Origin of the sequence: Rhodoblastus sp., from assembly GCF_052145335.1 — a bacterium.
GTDB lineage: Bacteria > Pseudomonadota > Alphaproteobacteria > Rhizobiales > Beijerinckiaceae > Rhodoblastus.
The window spans coordinates 1-20,042 of sequence record NZ_JBKQOU010000098.1 but is presented as its reverse complement, the minus strand read 5'-3'; the positions used below and the strand labels follow the sequence as shown (position 1 = coordinate 20,042).

At 63.8% G+C, this 20,042-nt stretch carries 14 protein-coding genes and 1 pseudogene; 7 read left to right on the top strand and 8 right to left on the bottom strand.

From position 1 onward, the window contains the following. Positions 1–64 precede the first annotated feature (64 nt). Entirely contained in the window at positions 65–1,447 is a 1,383-nt protein-coding gene (locus tag ACLP2E_RS07575; RefSeq protein ID WP_442463505.1) for a M20/M25/M40 family metallo-hydrolase, read from the bottom strand. A gap of 38 nt (positions 1,448–1,485) precedes the next feature. Here ACLP2E_RS07575 and ACLP2E_RS07570 point away from each other — a divergent pair, with 38 nt between their 5' ends. Next, on the top strand, positions 1,486–1,815 hold the full coding sequence (locus ACLP2E_RS07570) for a 4a-hydroxytetrahydrobiopterin dehydratase (RefSeq protein ID WP_442465557.1): 330 nt from the start codon (positions 1,486–1,488) through the stop codon (positions 1,813–1,815). A 3-nt stretch (positions 1,816–1,818) separates the two neighbouring features. Here ACLP2E_RS07570 and ACLP2E_RS07565 read toward each other — a convergent pair whose 3' ends face one another. Next, positions 1,819–4,248, bottom strand: coding sequence for an ATP-binding protein (locus ACLP2E_RS07565; RefSeq protein WP_442463507.1), 2,430 nt, complete (start codon positions 4,246–4,248; stop codon positions 1,819–1,821). 312 nt (positions 4,249–4,560) lie between these two features. Next, positions 4,561–7,221 carry an aminopeptidase N gene (pepN, locus tag ACLP2E_RS07560; protein WP_442465556.1) on the bottom strand — a complete coding sequence of 887 codons (2,661 nt, stop codon included), beginning with the start codon at positions 7,219–7,221 and terminating at the stop codon, positions 4,561–4,563. Between the two features lie 216 nt (positions 7,222–7,437). Between pepN and ACLP2E_RS07555 the strand changes: the two genes are divergently transcribed. Beyond that, the gene (locus tag ACLP2E_RS07555; protein WP_442465555.1) at positions 7,438–8,031 is read left to right on the top strand and encodes a TIGR00730 family Rossman fold protein; all 594 of its coding nucleotides are present in this window, start codon (positions 7,438–7,440) and stop codon (positions 8,029–8,031) included. 18 nt (positions 8,032–8,049) lie between these two features. Here ACLP2E_RS07555 and ACLP2E_RS07550 read toward each other — a convergent pair whose 3' ends face one another. From ACLP2E_RS07550 to ACLP2E_RS07540, 3 genes are all read right to left on the bottom strand, one after another. Next, positions 8,050–8,805, bottom strand: a complete 756-nt coding sequence (locus ACLP2E_RS07550) for a hypothetical protein (protein ID WP_442465554.1) — start codon at positions 8,803–8,805, stop codon at positions 8,050–8,052. 173 nt (positions 8,806–8,978) lie between these two features. Continuing rightward, a complete protein-coding gene (gene mdoH, locus ACLP2E_RS07545; RefSeq protein ID WP_442465553.1) occupies positions 8,979–11,156 on the bottom strand; it encodes a glucans biosynthesis glucosyltransferase MdoH in 2,178 nt (725 codons plus the stop codon). Next, entirely contained in the window at positions 11,144–12,679 is a 1,536-nt protein-coding gene (locus ACLP2E_RS07540; protein WP_442465552.1) for a glucan biosynthesis protein, read from the bottom strand. The genes mdoH and ACLP2E_RS07540 overlap by 13 nt, the downstream gene beginning before the upstream one ends. Positions 12,680–12,852: 173 nt before the next feature. On the opposite strand from ACLP2E_RS07540, the gene glmU reads away from it, so the two are divergent. The 3 genes from glmU (at position 12,853) to ACLP2E_RS07525 (ending at position 16,991) form a co-directional block, all read left to right on the top strand. Continuing rightward, positions 12,853–14,271 carry a bifunctional UDP-N-acetylglucosamine diphosphorylase/glucosamine-1-phosphate N-acetyltransferase GlmU gene (glmU, locus tag ACLP2E_RS07535; RefSeq protein ID WP_442465558.1) on the top strand — a complete coding sequence of 473 codons (1,419 nt, stop codon included), beginning with the start codon at positions 12,853–12,855 and terminating at the stop codon, positions 14,269–14,271. Positions 14,272–14,422: 151 nt separating this feature from the next. Then, complete coding sequence (glmS, locus tag ACLP2E_RS07530) at positions 14,423–16,252, top strand: glutamine--fructose-6-phosphate transaminase (isomerizing) (RefSeq protein WP_442463903.1); 1,830 nt, start codon at positions 14,423–14,425, stop codon at positions 16,250–16,252. A gap of 16 nt (positions 16,253–16,268) precedes the next feature. Then, complete coding sequence (locus ACLP2E_RS07525; RefSeq protein ID WP_442463904.1) at positions 16,269–16,991, top strand: SDR family oxidoreductase; 723 nt, start codon at positions 16,269–16,271, stop codon at positions 16,989–16,991. On the opposite strand, the gene dmeF is transcribed toward ACLP2E_RS07525, so the two are convergent. Continuing rightward, entirely contained in the window at positions 16,972–18,231 is a 1,260-nt protein-coding gene (gene dmeF / locus ACLP2E_RS07520) for a CDF family Co(II)/Ni(II) efflux transporter DmeF (RefSeq protein ID WP_442465551.1), read from the bottom strand. The two genes, ACLP2E_RS07525 and dmeF, sit on opposite strands and share 20 nt — an antisense overlap. A gap of 10 nt (positions 18,232–18,241) precedes the next feature. Then, positions 18,242–18,520, bottom strand: coding sequence for a metal/formaldehyde-sensitive transcriptional repressor (locus tag ACLP2E_RS07515; protein WP_442463906.1), 279 nt, complete (start codon positions 18,518–18,520; stop codon positions 18,242–18,244). A gap of 204 nt (positions 18,521–18,724) precedes the next feature. On the opposite strand from ACLP2E_RS07515, the gene ACLP2E_RS07510 reads away from it, so the two are divergent. Together ACLP2E_RS07510 and ACLP2E_RS07505 are read left to right on the top strand one after the other, a co-directional pair. Continuing rightward, entirely contained in the window at positions 18,725–18,943 is a 219-nt protein-coding gene (locus tag ACLP2E_RS07510) for a GIY-YIG nuclease family protein (protein WP_442465550.1), read from the top strand. Positions 18,944–19,330: 387 nt separating this feature from the next. After that, positions 19,331–20,042 (top strand): annotated as a pseudogene (locus ACLP2E_RS07505) (2-isopropylmalate synthase); the annotation flags it as partial.

The window sequence follows — 20,042 nt, the reverse complement described above, 5'->3', positions numbered from 1 at the left end:
CGACCAATGCGCGAACGAAACGGGCGCGAATCAGCTTTGCCGCTCGTTTCCGCCTTTGTTCGGCTCAAGCCGCCAGCGCCGCCAATATCCGCGCCCAGCTTCTCGCTCCCTTCTGGAAGGAGGAGAGTTCGTATTTTTCGTTGGGCGAATGGATGCGGTCGTCATCGAGGCCGAAACCGACCATCAGCGCGTCCATTTTCAATTCGCGCTTGAACAGGCCGACGATCGGGATCGAGCCGCCCGATGCGGCGAGCACGGCAGGCCGGCCCCATTCGGCTTCCAGCGCCCGGCTGGCGCGCAAAATCGCCTCCGAGCGGAACGGCAGCGACAAGGCCGGGCTGGCGCCGTGGCTGATGAATTCCGCCTCGCAATCGGCGGGCAGGTTTTCAAGCACGTAAGCGCGGAACGCGTCGACGATCGCCTGCGGATTCTGCTTGCCGACCAGGCGGAAGGAGAATTTGGCGCTGGCCTGGGCCGGCAGCACGGTCTTCGAACCGGGCCCGACATAGCCGCCGATCACGCCGTTGACGTCGCAGGTCGGACGCGCCCAGATCTGTTCCAGAACGCTATAATTCGCCTCCCCCGCCGGGACCGACAGGCCGACTTCGCCGAGAAAGTCCTTGGCGTCGAATTTCAGCGCCTCCCATTGCTGCTTGATTTCTTCGGGCAGTTCGGGGACGCCCTCGTAAAAGCCCGGCAAGGTGATGCGGCCGGTCTCGTCGCGCAGGCCGGCGATGATTTTCGCCAGCACGTGGATCGGATTGACCGCCGGGCCGCCGAACATCCCGGAGTGCAGGTCGCGGCTTGCCGCCTTGATCACCACCTCCTCCAGCGCCAGCCCGCGCAACATGCAGGTGATCAGCGGCGTGTCGCGATCCCACATATTGGTGTCGCAAACCAGCATCAGATTGGCCCTGAGCTCTTTGGCGTTGGCTTCGAGGAAGGCCGGCAGCGAGGTCGAGCCGGATTCCTCCTCGCCCTCGAAAAGAAAGGTGATGCCGCAGGGCAGGCCGCCATGGGCGCGGAAGGCGCGGCAGGCTTCGACAAAAGTCATCAACTGGCCCTTGTCGTCGGCGGCGCCGCGCGCCACGATCTTGGGGCCGGTCTCGGACTCGACCAGGCGCGGATCGAACGGATCGCTCTGCCAAAGCTCGACCGGGTCGACCGGCTGCACGTCGTAATGGCCGTAAATCAGCACATGCGGCGCGTCGGGGCGCGCCGCCTTGGCCTTGGCCACGACGATCGGATGGCCGGCGGTCGGACGCGACGAGGCCTCGAAACCGAGGCTCTGCAATTGCGCGACCAGCCAGTCGGCGGCGCGCGCGCATTCGGGCGCGTAGGCCGGGTCGGTCGAGATGGATTTGAAGCGCAGAAGCTCAAATAAGCGGTACAGCGCGCCCTGGCGGTCGGCGTCGAGGGTTTCGAGCACTTTATCGAGATTGGACATGATGGCTCCCGCGAGAATCGTCCGCTAAATTAGCAGTCGTGAAAGGGCGCGTCACGCGGCGCCATTTCCTCAGCCAGGCGTTATGGCCTCGTCAATGGAGGAACGGCATGAGCGAAATTCCGCAGGGCTGGAGCGGCGACGACCAGCGCATTTCCAGGGTTTTCAAATTCAACAGTTTCGCCGAGGCGCTCGCCTTCATGGTCGAGGTCGGGCTTTATTGCGAGCGCGCCGACCACCACCCCGAGTGGAAGAATATTTATAACAAGATATGGGTCGAACTGACCACCCACGACGCCGGCCGCGTCACCGACAAAGACCTCGCTTTGGCGCAACACATGGACAAGGTCTTTTCGCGCCGAAGCGGCTAAGCCTCAAGCCGCCGTAGACATGGCGATTTTCCTGCGCGCCGCCTCGCTCGGGCCGGGCAGATAAACGCTGACCGTGGTTCCCTTGCCGGGAGAAGATTCGATCTTCAATTCGCCGCCGTGCATGGCGACCAGCGAGCGCGCGATCGACAGGCCGAGGCCAGGGCCTTTCATGCCGTCCTGCATCAGCGGCGAATGCTGTTCGAACGGCGAGCAAACCAGAGCCAGTTCCTCAGGCGTCATGCCGCAGCCGCTGTCCTTGACGATCAGTTCATGACCCGCTCCCCGGCGTACGGCCGTGACACTGATACGGCCGCCTTCCGGGGTGAATTTCAGAGCGTTTTTCAGCAATATGCCGACGATGCGGCGCAGGGCGTCGGCGTCGGCGACGATCCGGCTGTCGTTCGGCGCCGAGAATTCGATCGCCACCTTCCCGGTCTCGGCCGGCGCGCGAAACTCCTCCAGAGCCTTTGCAAGCGTTGGCGCCAGCTCGATTTCGCTGGCGCGAAGAGTCACGTGTCCGGCGTCGAGGCGCGACATTTCCAGAACGTCGCTGATCACGCCGTGGAGGTATTGCCCGGACTGGCGGATATGGCTGGCGTAATCGACATAGCGGCTGTTGCCGATTTCGCCGAAGAACTGCTGCTCCATGACTTCGGCGAAGCCGATGATATGGGTGAGCGGGGTGCGCAATTCATGGCTCATATTGGCCAGGAAGTCGGATTTGGCGCGATTGGCGCTTTCGGCGGCGGCCTTCTGCTCCAGATAGCGTTCGGCCAGTTCGGCGAGTTGCTGCGCCTGATATTCGAGGGTCTGGCGGGATTTGCGCAGGTCGGCGACAGTGGCCATCAGCCGGCGCTCACTGTCGAGCAACTGCTCCTCGTGGCGTTTCAGATTGGAAATATCGGTGCCGACCGAGACATAGCCGCCGTCCTTGGTCCGCCTCTCGTTGATCTGCAGCCAGCGCCCGTCGGCGAGCCGCGCTTCGTAGACGCGGCCGCCGCCTTCCAGGGCGCGGGCGCTTTGCGCCTGTTCGACAAAGCTCTGCGAAAAAGCCATGGCCTGGTGGTAGGGTGTGCCGGGCAGGGTGAGCTGCGCGGGTATGCCGTGGAGGCGCTGGAACTTGGCGTTGCACAGGATCAGGCGGTTTTGCGCGTCCCACAGCACGAAAGCTTCGGAAATGCTCTCGACGGCGTCGCGCAGGCGCGAATCCGCGGCGGCGCTGCGTTCGGCGAGGCGCACCTGCTCGGATATGTCCACGGCGATGCCGACCAGATGTGGCGCGTTTTCACGGCCCTCGTGGATGACCTGCGCCCTGGCGCGAATCCATACCCATTGGCCGTGGGAGTCGCGGATGCGAAAGGCGTGGTCGATCGAATTGGCGAGGCCGCTGGTCAATTGATCGGCGAAATCGGCGAGGTCGCCATCGTCGGGATGGATCAGTCCATTGACGTCGCCGAAGGAGAGAAATTCACTGTTCGGCTTCATGTCGAGCATGTCGTACATCGAATCCGACCAGTAAATGCGGCCGGCGGCGAGATCCCAGTCCCACAGACCGCATCGCCCGCGATTGAGGGCGGCGTCGATGCGGTTGCGGATGCGGGCGCGGTCGGATTCCGCGTCGATGGCGCGGCTCGCCTGGGTGAAATAGGCGAAAGCGACCATGACCATCATCGCCGCAGTCAGCGTCAGCAGCGCGACGGAGCGCCAGACGGCGGAGCGCCAGTCGGCGAGGGCGCTATCGACCGTCTCCAGGATCGCCAGCTGCCCGAAGGGCGGGTCGAGATTGCGCACCGAGGCGAGCGCCTCGACGCCGTCGGGCAGGACGATGCGCATCGGTCCGGCCTTGTCGGCGAAGATGGTCAGGGGCTGCGCCGCGCCGAGTCGCGCCGAGAGGGCCGAGCCTTCGCGGAAAACGCCTTTCTGCGCGGCGCCGTCCGCCGACAGGACGGCGACGATCTGGCCGTCGGGGTCGGTGATGGCGACACTGCGGCCATGGGCGAGGATGCGGCCCTGCGCGGCGTCGAGGATTATCGAGGCGGGGGCGCCGGGCGCGGCATGGCGCAAGGCGTCGCGCAAATCCTCGATCGCCAGCCGGCTGATCATGTCCATCTCGGCCAAGGCTTCGGGCACGACTTTGGCATAGCTCTGCATGGCGATCTGCGCGCCGACGCCGAACAGGGTAAGGAGGAACAGCACGATCATCGCCGGCACAACGCGGCGCAACAGCGGCTCCAGCCTTTCCGAGGGGGTCAGCGGGGCGATCGGCGCGCCGGAGTCGCGCGGCAGGGCGGGTTGAGGAACGGGCTGCGGCGGAGGCAGGGGCGCTGCGCAGGTCGGGAAAAGCGGCGTCACTTTGCTTTCCATGGCCTCATGACCGGGCTGGTTGCCGATTTCATGGCCGAGCCTATGGGCGCGAGCGGCAGGAGCGGTCATCTTCGTTGTTTTTTCCGCGCTCGATGCGTCAAGGCACAATGAAGCATCGGCGACGTTCGCACGCGCCATGTAACGCTCCCACTGGTAATGAAATCATGTGATTCGAGCTGCAAAACGCCCCCCCCGAATCATCTCCAGTTGAATCCGGGCGGGGCTATTTGTCCATACTAAATTTCGGTTAACGGAAAGGTTTTTTCGACGGAAATTCTGGTCGCCCCACCTCGGGCGACAAGCATCGCGCCGGGCTTTTTAAAGCGCCGGCGTGAGAATGTTGTCGTCTTTTCTTCGCGGGAAAGGCTTGCGCCAGAGCTGTCAGGCCAAAGCCCGGCCGACGATGTCACGCAAATCGGGGGAAAGATTTTCCTTTGCCGCCATGGTTTCCAGCGCGGCGCGCGCCTGGGCGCGGCGTCCGGCTTCGAGATTGCGCCACGAACGAAAGGAGGAGATCAGCCGCGCGGCGACCTGCGGATTCGTCGCGTCGAGTTTCAGCGCCATCTCCGCGACGAAGCGGTAGCCGGCGCCGTCGGCGGCGTTGAAGCCGGTCGGGTTGGCGTTGGCGAAGGCGCCGATCAGGGCATAAACGCGGTTGGGATTGGCCAGGCTGAAAGAATGGTTCTTCGTCAGCCGGCGCACTCGCTCCAGGGTCTGGGGCTCGGGGATGGTCGCTTGCACAGTGAACCATTTATTGACCACCAGAGCATCGGAGGCATGGGCGCGGAAGAACGAATCCAGCGCGCGTTCGCGCTCCGGCGCGGAAATCAGCGACAGCACTTTCAGCGCGGCGAACTGGTCAGTCATATTGGCGACGAGCTGGAATTGCCGCATGGCGATTTCGGCGCCGGCCCCGGGATCGCCGGCGGCGAGCAGGCTGAGACAGGCATTGCGCAAGGCGCGACGGCCGCTGCTGACGGCGTCGGGCGAATAGGGGGCGTCCGAGGTCAGGCTTTCGTAAACCGCCAGCAGGCGATGCCACAGATATTTGCCGAGATCGGCGCGGAAAGCGTCGCGCGCCATCTGGATGGCGTCGGGGTCGACATCGGAGCCGATGTCGCGCGCGATGTCCGCCTCGCTCGGCAGGTTGACGATCTCCGCGGTGAAGGCGGGGTCGGCGTCACAATCGTCGATCAGCGCGCCCAATGCTTCGGCGAAGGTCTCGCTGAATTCCGGCATTTCGCCTTCGCGGATCAACTTGGTGGAGCGGATCAGCAGGCGGGTGGCGAAGGTCTGCGCCGCCTGCCAGCGGTTGAACGGATCGGTATCGTGGGCGATGAGCAGCAGCAAGTCGTCCTCTGTGAGATCGACGTCGAGAATGACCGGCGCGGAAAAGCGCCGCAGCAGCGATGGGACGGGCTTGCTTGGCACATTGTTGAGAACAATCCGCCGGCTTTGCCCGGCCAGTTCGAAAATGCCGAATTTGGCCTCGCGCGGGCTGGCGGGATTGTCCTGGATCAACGGAATTTCCTTGCCGTCGGCGCCGATCAGGCCGAGCCGGATCGGCATGACCAGCGGCTTCTTGTCGGGTTGTCCCGGCGTGGGTTTGGTTTCCTGCGAAAGGTCGAGCGTATAGGTTTTTGCCGCGGGGTCGTAGGAACCTCGCGCGGAGAGTTTCGGCGTGCCGGCCTGGGTATACCAGCGGAAGAAATCGGTCAGGTCGCGGCCGGAGCTCTCGGCGAAACAGGAGATGAAATCCTCGATCGTCACCGCCTGGCCGTCGAATCGGTTGAAATAGAGGTCCATGCCTGCGTGATAGGCGTCGTGGCCGATCAGGCACCGCAGCATGCGGATGATCTCGGCGCCCTTTTCATAGACCGTGGAAGTATAGAAGTTGTTGATCTCGTTATAGACTTCCGGGCGGACATTATGCGCCAGCGGGCCGGCGTCCTCGGGAAACTGGGACGCGCGCAAGGCCCGCACATTGGCGATGCGTCCGACGGCGCGCGAGCGCTGGTCGGCGGAGAATTCCTGGTCGCGATAGACGGTCAGGCCTTCCTTGAGGCAAAGCTGGAACCAGTCGCGGCAGGTGATGCGGTTTCCGGTCCAGTTGTGGAAATATTCATGGGCGACGACGCCCTCGATATTGGCGAAATCGGCGTCGGTCGCCGTTTCCGAGCGGGCAAGGATGTATTTGTCGTTGAAAATGTTCAGGCCCTTGTTTTCCATCGCGCCCATGTTGAAGTCGGACACGGCGACGATGTTGAAAACGTCGAGATCATATTCGCGGCCATAGACGAACTCGTCCCAGCGCATGGCGTGGATCAGCGATTCCATCGCGTAATGGGCGCGGTGATGCTTGTTCTTCTCTGTATAAATCCCGAGCGCCACCTTGCGGCCCGAGGCGGTTGTGAACTCGTCATGGATCGAATCGAGATCGCCGCCGACCAGCGCGAACAGATAGCAGGGCTTTGGGTGGGGATCGCGCCAGATGGCGTAATGGCGCCCCGGTCCCGCCTCGCCGGATTCGACGAGATTGCCGTTGGACAGAAGGACCGGCGCTTCGGCCTTGTCGGCCTCGATGCGGGTGGTGAACACGCTCAGCACGTCGGGGCGGTCGAGATAAAAGGCGATGCGGCGAAAGCCCTCGGCCTCGCATTGTGTGCAATAGGCCGAACCGGAGCGATAAAGCCCTTCCAGCTGGGTATTGGCCGAAGGGTCGAGCAGGGTTTCGACCTCCAGGGTGAAGGGCCGCGCCGGCGGGTTGGCGATGGTCAGGCGATCCGGCGTGGCGACTTCGGCGAGGTCGAGCGTTTCGTTGTCGAGCAAGGCGCGGACGGGGTTCAGGCCGCCGCCGTCGAGAATCAGCGGCGCGCCGGCCGCGCCTTTGGGATTGGGCCGCAGGCTAAGCCGCGATATGACCCGCGTCGCCTGTCTGTCGAGGCTGATGTCGAGATCGACGGCGTCGATGAGATAATCGGCCGGCCTGTAATCGGCGAGACGGACAGGGTGCGCATGGGCGGGTTCAAGATGGGCGGACATGACGCCTCTTTCGTGTTGCGGGCGCCAAGTCAATATCTCGACGCCTTGACGGGTAACGTGCCTGCGATTCGACTGCGGTCGACTTTTTCCTGCTTTTATTCCCGCAGCGCGAAAATCTCCATGCGACGAAAGAAAATATTTCGGCTTCTTCCGGCCGCGGCGGCGGCTTGACCGGCGCCTCGGGCCGCGAGACAACAGAGGAAATTGGGGCGCTCCATGCACAGGATTCGCAAAGTCTGCGTTTATTGCGGTTCGTCCAGCGGCGCCGATGCCGCCTTTATAGCGGCAGCCCAGCAATTTGGACGCATTCTCGCCGAAAACGGCATCGGGCTGGTCTATGGAGGCGGCGACATGGGCCTGATGGGCGCGACCGCCCACGCCGTGCTGCGCGCCGGCGGCCATGTTACCGGCATTATTCCGCGCTTTCTACAAAAACGCGAGCATATGCTGGAAAGCGTGCAGGAGTTGCTCATTGTCGAGGACATGCACGAGCGAAAAAGGCTGATGTTCGAAAAGGCCGACGCCTTCGTCGCCTTGCCGGGCGGCGTCGGCACTTTGGAGGAACTGGTCGAGCAATTGACATGGGTGCAGCTGGAGCGCCACGACAAGCCGGTGCTGATCGCCGACATCGCCGGTTTCTGGCGCCCGCTGCTGGCTCTGCTCGATCATATGCGCGAACAGGCGTTCATTCGCCCGCCCAGCGAGCCGCACTATCTCGTCTGCGACAGGGTCGAGGAAATCCTGCCCATGCTGGAGGCGACGGTGTCGCATGGACGAAAGCCGCGCCGCGAGTTGCGCCCGGAATTGTGAGTCGCTTCCGGCGAGACCTCAGTCCCAGCGGCCGTCGGGGTTGATCGCGCCGCGATCGGTCAGGACAACCCAGTTCGCGCCGCGCTTTTCAATCCGCTCGACGCGCGCGCCGCCGGGGAGAACATCGCCGGGGCCGACTTCCTCCAGCCCGCGCGCGCCTTCAACCACCGCCCGGCCGTCTTCGATGTCACGCAGCACGAAGGCGCGATAGGGCGTCAACGGGGCAGGGGCCGCCACGGTTCTAGTCAAGGAATTGGGCGAGGGTCTGGGCAAGGGCCTGGCGATGGTCGAGACCGGATTGCGGTCCGCCGGCTTTTCCGCCTGGCTCTGGATCTTCTCGATCTTCGCCTGCAATTGCGAGGTCGCGGCGGCGGCGTCCGCGCGTTGTTCCGACAGGCTCTTCTGCAAGGCCGCGATGGTGGTCTCGGCGGCGTGCGTCTTCTGCGCCTGCGCTTCAAGCTTGCTTTTCAGGCTGTCGACATTGCCGCGCAAGGCGGCGATTTCCTGGCGCTGCGCCTGGGTGGCGCCGAGCGCCTCCTTGGCGGCGTTCTGCGCCGCGACCATTTCCGGCGAGGGATCGCGCGACGTGTCGCCGACGCGCGCCGAGACCGCCCAGCCTATGCCGAACACCAGCGCGAGGGCGACCGGCGCGGCTAACGACTTCCACCAGGGCGAAGCTGCGGGTTTGGAAGGCGCGAAATCCTCGCGCTTTTCGGCTTCAAGCTCGATCCGCGGCTGCGGCCGGGGTTGGGGTACGATCATGAGTTCGTTCATCGGGCGGCTCCGCGCTGCGTCTGACCGCATGTTCCCGACCGGCTTGCGGGAACATGCTCTCGGAAGGCCCCCACCTTCCGAACCGGTATTTTCACTGCGACGCATTAACCCTAGATTAACGACAAAAAATGGCGAGCGAAAAAAACGCCGTCTCATCAAGGAATGGCGAGGATTTATTTAATTTTGCTTTCTCCCGCCGGCAGGCGCACCAGCAGCCCAATCAAGGCGCGGTCATGAAGCAGCGCCGTGCGCTCCTTGCGGTGCAGCCAGTGGACCGCGTCGTCGATATTCCGGGCGTCGCTGAGCTTGGCGATGGCCATCGCCCGTTCCGGCGAGATGTCGCCGCGTGCGCGATGGCGCGCCGGCGGCAGGAATGCCTCGTGCAGGGCGCAAAATTCCGGGTCTTCGTGCAGCGCGCGCAAGCCATCGGCCTGGTCGTGGCCATTGGCCGCCATGGCCTCCGTCAAGACGTTGGCGCGAGCGGCGATCGGCGGTGGCGTCGTTTCCTCCGGCGTCACCAAAAGGCCGACGCGCTTGAGCGCCAGGCCGATCGACCTCTGGCCGCTCGCCCAGGAAATGCCAATGGCGAGGATGAGGCCGGCGATGGTCGGCGACATCCACGCCGCCAGCGAGGGCGAAATCAGCAAAGCCGCGACCAGCGAGATGAAGCCGAGCGTGACATGGGTCCAATGCCGCCGGACGATGGCCTTGAAGGGGATCGAGCCGTCGTCGCGTCGCTGCGGCTCCCATCCGGTGTCGAAGCCGAACAGGATATGCAGCACATGCCCGGTCTGAACCATCATCATGATCGGCGCCAGCAAGGCCGACATCAGCACTTCGAACAGCGTGGAGAAGGTCAGCCGGATCGCGCCGCCGGCGCCGCGCCGCGTCGGTCCATCGAACAAGGCGAGGATCAGGCCGAAGAGTTTCGGCGCGAGCAGCACGGCCATGGTCACTTCGAACAATTCCAGCGAACGTTCGGCGTCGAATCGCGGCCAGGTCGGAAACAGCGCGAAATCCTTGGAGAAATATTCCGGCCGGATATAGCTCGCCTGCAGGACGAGCAGGATGCCGACCAGCAATTGCGCCAGCCACAAAGGCGAGGCGAGATAGCCCATGATGCCCGTGACGAAATGCTGGCGCGACGCCAGGTGCAGGCCCTTGGCCGGCAGCACGCGGATGTGCTGGAGATTGCCCTGGCACCAGCGGCGGTCGCGCGCGGCGACGTCGATCACCGAGGGCGGGCTTTCCTCGAACGAACCGCCGAGCGAAGGCAGCATGTAGACGGTGTAGCCGGCGCGGCGAATCAGCGCCGCCTCCACGAAATCATGGCTCAATATGTGGCCGCCGAAGGGAGGGCGTCCCTTCAGATGCGGCAGGCCGCAATGTTCTGCGAAGGCCTGCGTCCGGATGATGGCGTTATGGCCCCAGTAATTGCCGTCGCGCCCCATCCAGCAGGACAGGCCGTCGGCGATGACCGGACCGTAGATGCGGGCGGCGAATTGCTGCACGCGGGCGAAGAGTGTGTTTCTGTTGATGATCAGCGGCAGGGTCTGGATGATGCCCGAATCCGGATCGGCCTCCATGGCGGCGGCGAGGCTGACAATGGCGTGGCCGGTCATCAGGCTGTCGGCGTCGAGAACCACCATGTGATCGTAGGCGGCGCCCCAGCGGGTGACGAAATCGGCGATATTGCCGGCCTTGCGCGCCGTGTTCTTTTCGCGGTGGCGGTAGTAGATCCGCGCCTTCGGCCCGAGATTCCTGCGCAATTCGGCGAAAGCGCGCTCTTCGGCGATCCAGATGTCGGGATCGGTGGTGTCGGAGAGGAAGAACCAGTCGAAAGCGGCGCCAAGGCCGGTTGCCTCGACATCCTCGTGGATTGCCTCCAGCGCCCCGAACACCCGCGACGGCGTCTCGTTGTAGATCGGCATGACCACGGCGTTGCGGCTGACGAGTTTTTCCGGCGCAGCGGGGGGCTTCGGCCGCAGGATCAAAAGGTGGAGGAAGCCGACGACGCCGGCGGAAAAAGCCAGGGCGATCCAGGAAAAATTGGCGAGGAACAGGACGAGCAGCATCCATTTGAGGAAAGTGATGCCGCCGACGTCGATGACGCGGTACATTTCATAGCCGCCCCAGCAGGTAAGGGCGAGGCCGCCGCCGAACACCACCAGACGCTGCAGCCACGGCGCGCGCTGAGCCTTGATCCGCTTGCGCCGCTCCTGCCTCGCGTCGAAGCGGAACAGCTTCTGTTCCGGCATGACGAGGTGGGATTCCCCGGGCATGGGCGGCGCGATGGCCGGCTCGATTGTTTCAGCGGCGTCGGGAACGAGGGTTTCGGTCAAGGCGTCCATCGGTAAAGCCAGGTTTCGGACAGGGTCGCGCCCTGTGATTCGAGGGTCAGGCGCATTTCGCAGGCGTTTTCGCCGCCGGGGTCGAGGTCGAATTGCACACGGCAGCTTTTGCGCTCAGGCGTGGGATAAACGCGCAGCGAGGCGATCTTTCCAGGCGAGACGTTAAGATTGGCTTTTATATCGGCGACGCGGGCCGGATCGGCCAGCACGTCGCCACGAAAGTCGACCTGGAAACGCCGCAAATTTCTCCCGGCGCCGTGTCCGCTGCGAACGCCCATGGCGATGGCCAGCGGCGGGCTTGACGGCGGCGACCAGCACCAGAACTGGCGATAGGCGAAATCCGTCTCCTGTCCCTTGGCGAGAGCCGCCTTGGGCCGCCAGAAGGCGATCATGTTCTGCGCGCTTTCCGAATCCGAGGGGATTTCGACCAGCTCGACCGATCCCGGCCCCCAGTCGCCGATCGGCTCGATCCACAGCGACGGGCGGCGCTCCCAATGCTGGAACTCGTCGTAGAAATCGTCGAAATCGCGCTTGCGTTGGAGAAAGCCGAAGCCTTTAGGGTTTTCGTCGACGAATTCCGAAATCTGCAAGGCGTTGCGGTTGGAAACCGGGCGGAAAACCCATTCGCCGGCGCCGGTCAGCATTTGCAGTCCCGACGTTTCGGCGGCGGCTTCGCGCAGGTCGTCGACGCCGCGCCGGTCGACCGGGCCGAACAGCATGGTCGCGCTCATCGTGGCCAGGCCGAAACTGTCCATCGCCGCGCGCGGAAACAACGCGCATTCGGTGTCGACAATGGTCGCCTCGCCCGGATGCAGGGTGAAGCGATAGGCGCCGGCGACGCTTTCCGAATCGAGAAGCGCGTGAATGGTCAGGCTATTGGCCGCGCGGGTGGGTTTTTCGATCCAGACGCCGCGGAAAACCGGGAACTCCTCGCCGCGCGGGTCGCCGGTGCGGATCGACAGGCCGCGCGCGGTGACGCCGAGCGATTGTCCCGGCGCGCTGGAGCGGAAAAAGCTCGCGCCCTGGAAGATCGCCATTTCCCGCAGATCGCCGGAATCGGCGCGGTGCAGGATGCGGAAGCCGGAAAAATCGAGATTGGTCGGCGGCGCGCTCAGGTTTACGCCGGCGAAGATGAATTTCGAGGCGTCGTAATCGAGGCGCCGGGAAAGGCCGTCCTCGATCAGATTGATTTGCATCGGCGTGGTGAAGACAAAGCCGCGATGCAAAGGCTCGATGACGAAGTCGCCCGGATCCTGCGCCCAGATCAGCCCTTCCGGCTTGGCGCGGATCGCCACATAGGCTTCGTAGCTGAGATTGGCGAGGGGGGCTGGCAGATCGGCGGCGGCCGGCGCGGCGAAGGGCTTGGCCGCCAGGTTTTTCGCCGCTTCGACGACGAATGATGCGGAAAAGGGAAGCACGGTCGCCGCCGGCTGGCCTTGCGTCAAGCCCTCCTCAGGCATGCCAGCGGCGGCAAAAATGGCGGCGCCGCCCGCCAGTTGCAGTAAATCCCGTCGCTTCAACATGGGCGAGGCTGTCCGATCCGTCGCTTCTCGTGGTATTGCAGTGCGACGTATAACGCAATTTATGGCCTAGGCGAGGCGGTTTTTTTGCTTTGCCTGTTTTTGCCCTTCTCCTATAAAAGCCTCGCTTCGCCGATGCTCGCACAGGGCTGCAATCGGAAGGGACCAGCATGACGATGACGGAACCGGGCAAAACCGGAACGCAAGATGGCGAAACGCAAAAACGCTGTCTCGCCATCGTGCTTGCCGCCGGCGAAGGCAAAAGGATGCGTTCCAGCCTGCCCAAGGCGCTGCACAGGATCGCCGGACGCTCCATGCTTTCCCATGTCCTCGACGCCGTGCGCCAGGCGGGCGCCGACGCCATCGCCGTGGTGGTGGGGCCCGGCCGCGACGATGTCGCCGCAGAGGCCGTGAAGGCCGCTCCGGGCGCAGAGATCTTCGTGCAGGACGAGCGGCGCGGCACTGCCCATGCGGTTCTGGCGGCGCGCGAGGCGCTGTCGCATAATTTCGGCACTGTCCTGGTGGTTTTCGCCGACACGCCGCTGGTGCGGCCGGAAACTTTCGCCGCCTTGCTGGAAAAGCGGGAGCAGGGGGCGGGCCAGCGGGCGGCCGAAGGGGCGGGTGTCGTGGCGCTCGGATTCGAGGCGCCCGACCCATTCGGCTACGGCCGCCTGTTGACCGACTCGGAAGGCCATTTGCTGGCCATTCGCGAGCACAAGGACGCCAGCCCCGAGGAACGCGAGGTGGCCCTGTGCAACGCCGGGCTGATGGCGCTGGATGGCGCCAACGCCTTGAAGTGGCTGGAAAGCGTCGGCGACGACAATGCGCAGAAGGAATATTACCTCCCCGACGTGGTCGAGATCGCCCGGCGCGACGGCGCCTCCTGCCTGATCGCCGGCGCCGAGGCCGGCGAAGTGCTGGGCGTCAACGACAAGGCGCAACTGGCGGAAGCCGAAGCGGAAATCCAGCGCCGACTGCGCCTCGCGGCCATGCAGGCGGGGGCGACCCTGGTCGCGCCCGAGACGGTTTTCTTCAGCCACGACACGGTTCTGGCGCCGGATGTGCTGGTCGAACCGCATGTGGTGTTCGGTCCCGGCGTCACCGTGGCCGAAGGCGTGGTGATCCATTCCTTTTCGCATCTCGAGGGCGCGACGCTGGCGAAGGGCGTCGCCATCGGCCCCTATGCGCGGCTGCGCCCCGGCGCGAAACTGGGTGAAGGCGCCAAGGTCGGCAATTTCGTCGAAATCAAGCAGGCGGACATCGGCAAAGGCGCCAAGGTCAACCACCTGAGCTATGTCGGCGACGCCAGCATCGGGGCGCGCGCCAATATCGGCGCCGGGGTCATCACCTGCAATTACGACGGCTTTCTCAAATATCGCACCATTATCGGCGCCGACGCCTTTATCGGCTCCAATTCGTCGCTGATCGCGCCGGTCGAGGTCGGGGCGGGCGCCTATGTCGGCTCCGGCTCGGTGGTGACCAGCAATGTCGAGGCGGATGCGCTCGCCGTGGCGCGCGGCCGACAGGCCGACATCGCCGGTTGGGCGACGGCCTTCCGCAAGAAAATGGCGGCCCTGAAGGCGGCCAAACGATAGATCCAAACGATAGATCAACGGCTGGCCGAACGAAGTATCTCTCGAGAGAGCGCAATTTGACATAAACTGTCACGCAATGTGACTTGCGCCGGGTCCACGACCCGGCGTTTTGTTGCAGCGCGGAAATGGAAACGAGAAGGGAAATTCCTGCATGTGCGGCATTGTCGGTATTCTCGGCCAGGGCCCGGTCGCCGGTTCGCTGGTCGATGCTCTCAAGCGGCTTGAATACCGCGGCTACGATTCCGCGGGTATCGCCACTCTGGAGAACGGCAAGTTGGCTCGCCGCCGCGCAGAGGGCAAATTACGCAATCTCGAAGCTCTCCTGCGTGAGCAGCCGCTGAATGGTTCGGTCGGCATAGGCCATACGCGCTGGGCCACCCATGGCCGCCCGACCGAAAACAACGCCCACCCGCACGCCACCGACAAACTGGCGGTGGTGCATAACGGCATTATCGAGAATTTCCGCGAATTGCGGGACGAGCTCATCGCCAAGGGGCATGAATTCGTCACCCAGACCGACACCGAGGCGGTGGCGCATCTCGTCACGGAAGCCATCAACCACGGGCTTTCGCCGGAACAGGCGGTCGCCATCAGCCTGCCGCGCCTCAAGGGCGCCTTCGCTCTCGCCCTCCTGTTCGCGGGCGAGGATAATCTGCTGATCGGCGCCCGGCGGGGCGCGCCGCTCGCCGTCGGCTATGGCGAGGGCGGGGAAATGTATCTCGGCTCGGACGCCCTGGCGCTGGCCGCCTTCACCGACACCATCACCTATCTCGAAGACGGCGACTGGGTGATTTTGCGCCGGGGCTCGGCGGAGTTTCGCAACGAGGCCAACGAGCCGGTGTTCCGGGCGAAATTGAAGACCCAGGCTTCGGCCTTCCTGGTCGACAAGGGCAATTACCGCCACTTCATGGCCAAGGAAATCCACGAACAGCCGGAAGTGGTGGCGCGCACGCTCGCCCATTACATCGATTTCTCCACTGGAACCGTGCGGCTGCCCTTCGAACTGCCCTTCGACGCCAAAAAGCTCACCGGCCTCACTGTGACCGCCTGCGGCACCGCCTATTACGCGGGTCTGGTCGCCAAATACTGGTTCGAGCGTTTCGCCCGCCTGCGCGTCGAAATCGATGTCGCTTCGGAGTTCCGTTATCGCGAGGCGCCGCTGCCGGACGAGGGGCTGATGATCGTGGTGTCGCAATCCGGCGAGACCGCGGATTCACTCGCCAGCCTGCGCTACGCCAAGGCGCATGGCCAGAAGATCGTCGGCGTCGTCAACGTGCCGACCTCCACCATCGCCCGCGAAAGCGACGTCGCCGCGCCGACCCTCGCGGGGCCGGAAATCGGCGTCGCCTCGACCAAGGCGTTCACCTGCCAGTTGACCGTGCTCGCCGCTTTGGCCGTGGCGCTTGGCCGCGCGCGCGGCGTGCTGGACGCGGCGAGCGAACAGCGCCTGGTCAATGAACTGATGGTGGTCCCGGGTCTGCTTGCCGAGGCGCTGAAGCTGGAGACGGGCATCGAGGTGCTTGCGCATCAACTGGGCAAGGCCACCGACGTGCTTTATCTGGGCCGCGGAACCTCCTATCCGCTGGCTCTCGAGGGCGCGCTGAAACTCAAGGAAATTTCCTATATCCACGCCGAGGGCTATGCGGCGGGCGAGTTGAAACATGGTCCGATCGCGCTGATCGACGAGCAATTGCCGGTGATCGTCATCGCCCCGACCGATCCGGTGCTGGAAAAGACCGTGTCGAACCTGCAGGAAGTTTCCGCGAGAGGCGGCAGGATCATCCTGGTCGGCGATTCCCATGCGATAGATGCGGCGGCGGTGTCGCTGGCCGGCGAAATCCGCATGCCCGACATGGCGCCCGACTTTGCGGCCATCGTCTATGCGGCGCCGATCCAGATGCTGGCCTATTATACCGCGGTGTTCATGGGCAAGGACGTCGACCAGCCGCGCAACCTGGCGAAAAGCGTCACAGTGGAGTGACCGGTTCGGGGGCGAAATGCGCAATATTGTGCTGACCAATGTGACGCAATATTGCGGCCCCGGCGCGCTGGAGCAATTGATCAAAAGCGGCGCAAGCGTCCTGTGCCACGACCCTTCCTTCGCCGACTGCGCTTCGCGCGAAAACTTCGAACGGGAGCACAGCGTCGTCGCCCTGGGCGGCCAGACGCCGGAGGAGATTTTCGCCGAGTCCATACGGCGCGCCGGGACGGTGGACGCCATCGTCAGCAACGACGTCTATCCGATCACCTGCAATGACATCGAAGCGATCCCGCTGGAGGATTTGCGCGCGACTTTCGAGGCGGTGGTGCTGTTTCCAATCCGCCTGACCCAGGCTTTCCTGCCGTCCTTCAAGGCGCGGCGCTCGGGCGCCTTCGTATTCGTCACTTCGGCGCGCGAAACGCGCCCTGAGCCCGGTTTCGCCGTCCCTACCAGTTTGCGCGCTGCCACGACGGCTTTCGCCAAGGCTTTGGCCAAGGAGGCGGCGCCTTTCGGCGTCCAGGCCAATGTGGTGGCGCCGAATTATCTCTACAGCGAAATGTATTATCCGCGTGCGCGTTTCATCGACGATCCGGCCGGCCGCGCTTCCATCGCCGAAAAAGTGCCGTTCGGGCGATTGGGCCAACCGGAAGAGGCCGGCGCGCTGATCGCCTTTTTCGCTTCCGGCGCCTCGCCCTTCACCACCGGACAGGTGGTCTATTTCACGGGCGGCTGGCCGTAACGCCTTGTTCCGGCGCCCTGACCTCGATGGTCAGATGCGACACGGATTTGAATTTCCGCAGTTTTTCCCGATAGAACGCCTCGTTGCGCCCGTTTGGCGTGATCACCGAGACGATGGCGCCGAGATGCCCCGGCCCCAGCCGCCACAAATGCAGGTCGGCGAGGCGATCGCCTTCGCTTTCGATGCAGACGCGCAGGTTTTCGGTCATGGCGCGGTCGGGATTCATGTCGAGCAAGATGGCGCTGGTGTCGTGGATCAGGGTCAGCGCCCAGGAGGCGATGACGACGGCGCCGACGATGCCGGCGAGCGGGTCCATCCACAGCCAGCCAAAAGCCCAGGCCAGGAGCAACCCGACGATCACCAGCACCGACACCGCGGCGTCGGCGACGACATGGACCAGGGCGGCGCGGAAGTTATTGTCGCGCACCGCCGCGCCCTGCGCATGGTGGCGCTCCTCGAATTTCTCGGAAAATTCCGCGCCGTTGACGGTTAAGTTGACCGCGAATTCATGGGGTTCGGGGATTTCGTCGCGCGATTCGAGATAGCCGCTCAAGTCGGCAAAACTGAAAACCTGCCGCGTTCCGTCCGGTCGAACAGTCTCGAGCGTCGCGGCGGCGAGCGAAAAGGGCGCGCGCAGGCGAAAACGCGGCGGGACGCCCTGCTCGAAGATTTCCAGCGAGATCTCGCCCGCCGGTGTGGCGATTTTCCGCATTTCGTCATGGTCATGGGGGGCATGGCCGTGTTCGTGGTCGTGAGAATGACCGTGGCCATGATGATGGTCGTGGGCGCCGCCGCTCAGCAGCCAGGCGCTGGCGATATTGACCGCGAGGCCGAGGCAGGCGATGGGCAGCGCCTCCGCGAAATGGATCGGCACCGGCGCGAACAGCCGCGCCACAGATTCGTAGCCGATCAGCAGGGCGATCATCGCCAGAATGATGGCGCTGGTGAAACCGGCGAGATCGCCGAGTTTGCCCACACCGAAAGTGAAGCGCGGGTCGCCGGCATAGCGGCGGGCGTAGCTATAGGCCAAAGCCGCCAGCAAGAGCGCGCCCGCGTGGGTGCTCATGTGGACGCCGTCGGCGATGAGCGCCACCGAGCCGAACATCCAGCCGCCGACGATTTCCAGAAACATCATCGCCGTGCAGAGATAGATCACCGCCCAGGTCTTTTTCTCGGATTGCTCGTGGCTTTCTCCAAGGAAGACGTGGCTGTGGAAGGCGGAAGCGTCGCTGTCGCTCATTCTGCTGGCCTCATTTCAAATAAGTGCGGACGACATCGAGCAATTGCTCGGCGGCTTCGGCGTTGAGCGCGTCGGGATATTTTTCCCGATCGACAAGATGGGTGCGGACATGTTCCTCGACCACCTCGGCCATCAATCCGGCCATGGCGCCGCGCGCCGCGGCGATCAGATGCATGACCTTTTCGCAGCCCGCCTCGCCGTCCAGCGCCCGCTCGATGGCCTCGACCTGTCCGCGTATGCGGCGAACGCGGGCGAGAAGCTTTTGTTTTTCATGGATGGTATGGGACATGGGCGTTAAATAGCATACCCCCCATCCCTATTCAACGCCGCGCCCAAGAAGTTTTGGCAATTATCTTTCAACCGTCATTGCGAGCGACAGCGAAGCAATCCAGACTGGAGCCACAAACTCATCCCAGGCCGATATGCGCCAAGCCGCCATCTACATTCTCGCCAATCAGCGGAAGGCGCCCTCTACACAGGCGTCACATCCGACTTGTCGCGACGGATATTTCGCCACAAACATGGCTTGAGCGAAGGATTCAGCAAACGCTACGGTTGCACCCTTCTGGTCTATTGCGAATTTTATGACGCCATCACGGACGCCATTGCCCGGGAGAAACAGATCAAGGCGGGCAGCCGCAAAAAGAAGCTCTTCCTGATCGAATCCATGAACCCGGGTTGGACCGACCTCTATGAGAGCCTCAACAATTAGCCTAGGCGCTCTGGATTGCTTCGCTCCGCTCGCAATGACGGTTGCTTTTATGGGAGGAATTCGGGGGGCACCGAAGGGCGGTATCAGTTCCCGAATTCCTCTCGCCCTTGCGCCCACCCCCTAAAATCGGTTATTAGAAATCCTCCAAGGCTTTTCAGCCTTTCGAACGCGAGACGCACGTGCCGTACGACGCACACCAGACGCTGACGATGAACGCCGGGCCAATCGCCCTGCGCCCGTCCGCGCGCGCGCTCGCCCTTCTGCTCCTTCTTATCAACCCCTGAGGGCCGGCCGGGCTTTGCCTGGGCGCTCAGGGGTTTTTTCCGAAAGCCGTTTCCGGCCCCGCAGCCATGAGCCGGGGTCACCTAAAATCCCAGGATTTTTCCGATGACCGAACAGCAGCAGACACAAAAGCCTTCAGAAAAAGACCGCGTCTACATTTTCGACACCACTTTGCGCGACGGCGAGCAATGCCCGGGCGCCTCGATGACTTTTGAAGAAAAACTGCAAGTCGCCGACATTCTCGACGCCATGGGCGTCGATATCATCGAGGCCGGCTTTCCCATCGCCTCGCAGGGCGATTTCGAGTCGGTGTCGGAAGTGGCGAAACGGGTGAAGAACGCCTCCGTCGCCGGCCTGTCCCGCGCCTCGGTCAAGGATATCGACCGCTGCGCCGAGGCGGTGCGCCACGCACGGATTCCGCGCATACATACCTTCATCTCCACCTCGCCGGTGCATATGCAGTACAAGCTGCAGATGGCGCCGGAAAAAGTGCTGGAGCTGATCGCCTCCTCGGTGTCGCGGGCGCGCAATCATGTCGAATTCGTCGAATGGTCGGCGGAGGACGGCACTCGCACCGAGCATGATTTCCTGTGCCGGGCGGTCGAGACCGCGATCAACGCCGGGGCGACCACGATCAATATTCCCGACACCGTCGGCTATACCACGCCGGTCGAATATCGCGCCCTGTTCGAAATGGTGCGCTCGCGCGTGCCCAATGCCGACAAGGCGATTTTCTCGGTCCATTGCCACGACGATCTCGGCATGGCGGTGGCCAATTCCATCGCCGGCGTGATGGGCGGCGCGCGGCAGATCGAAT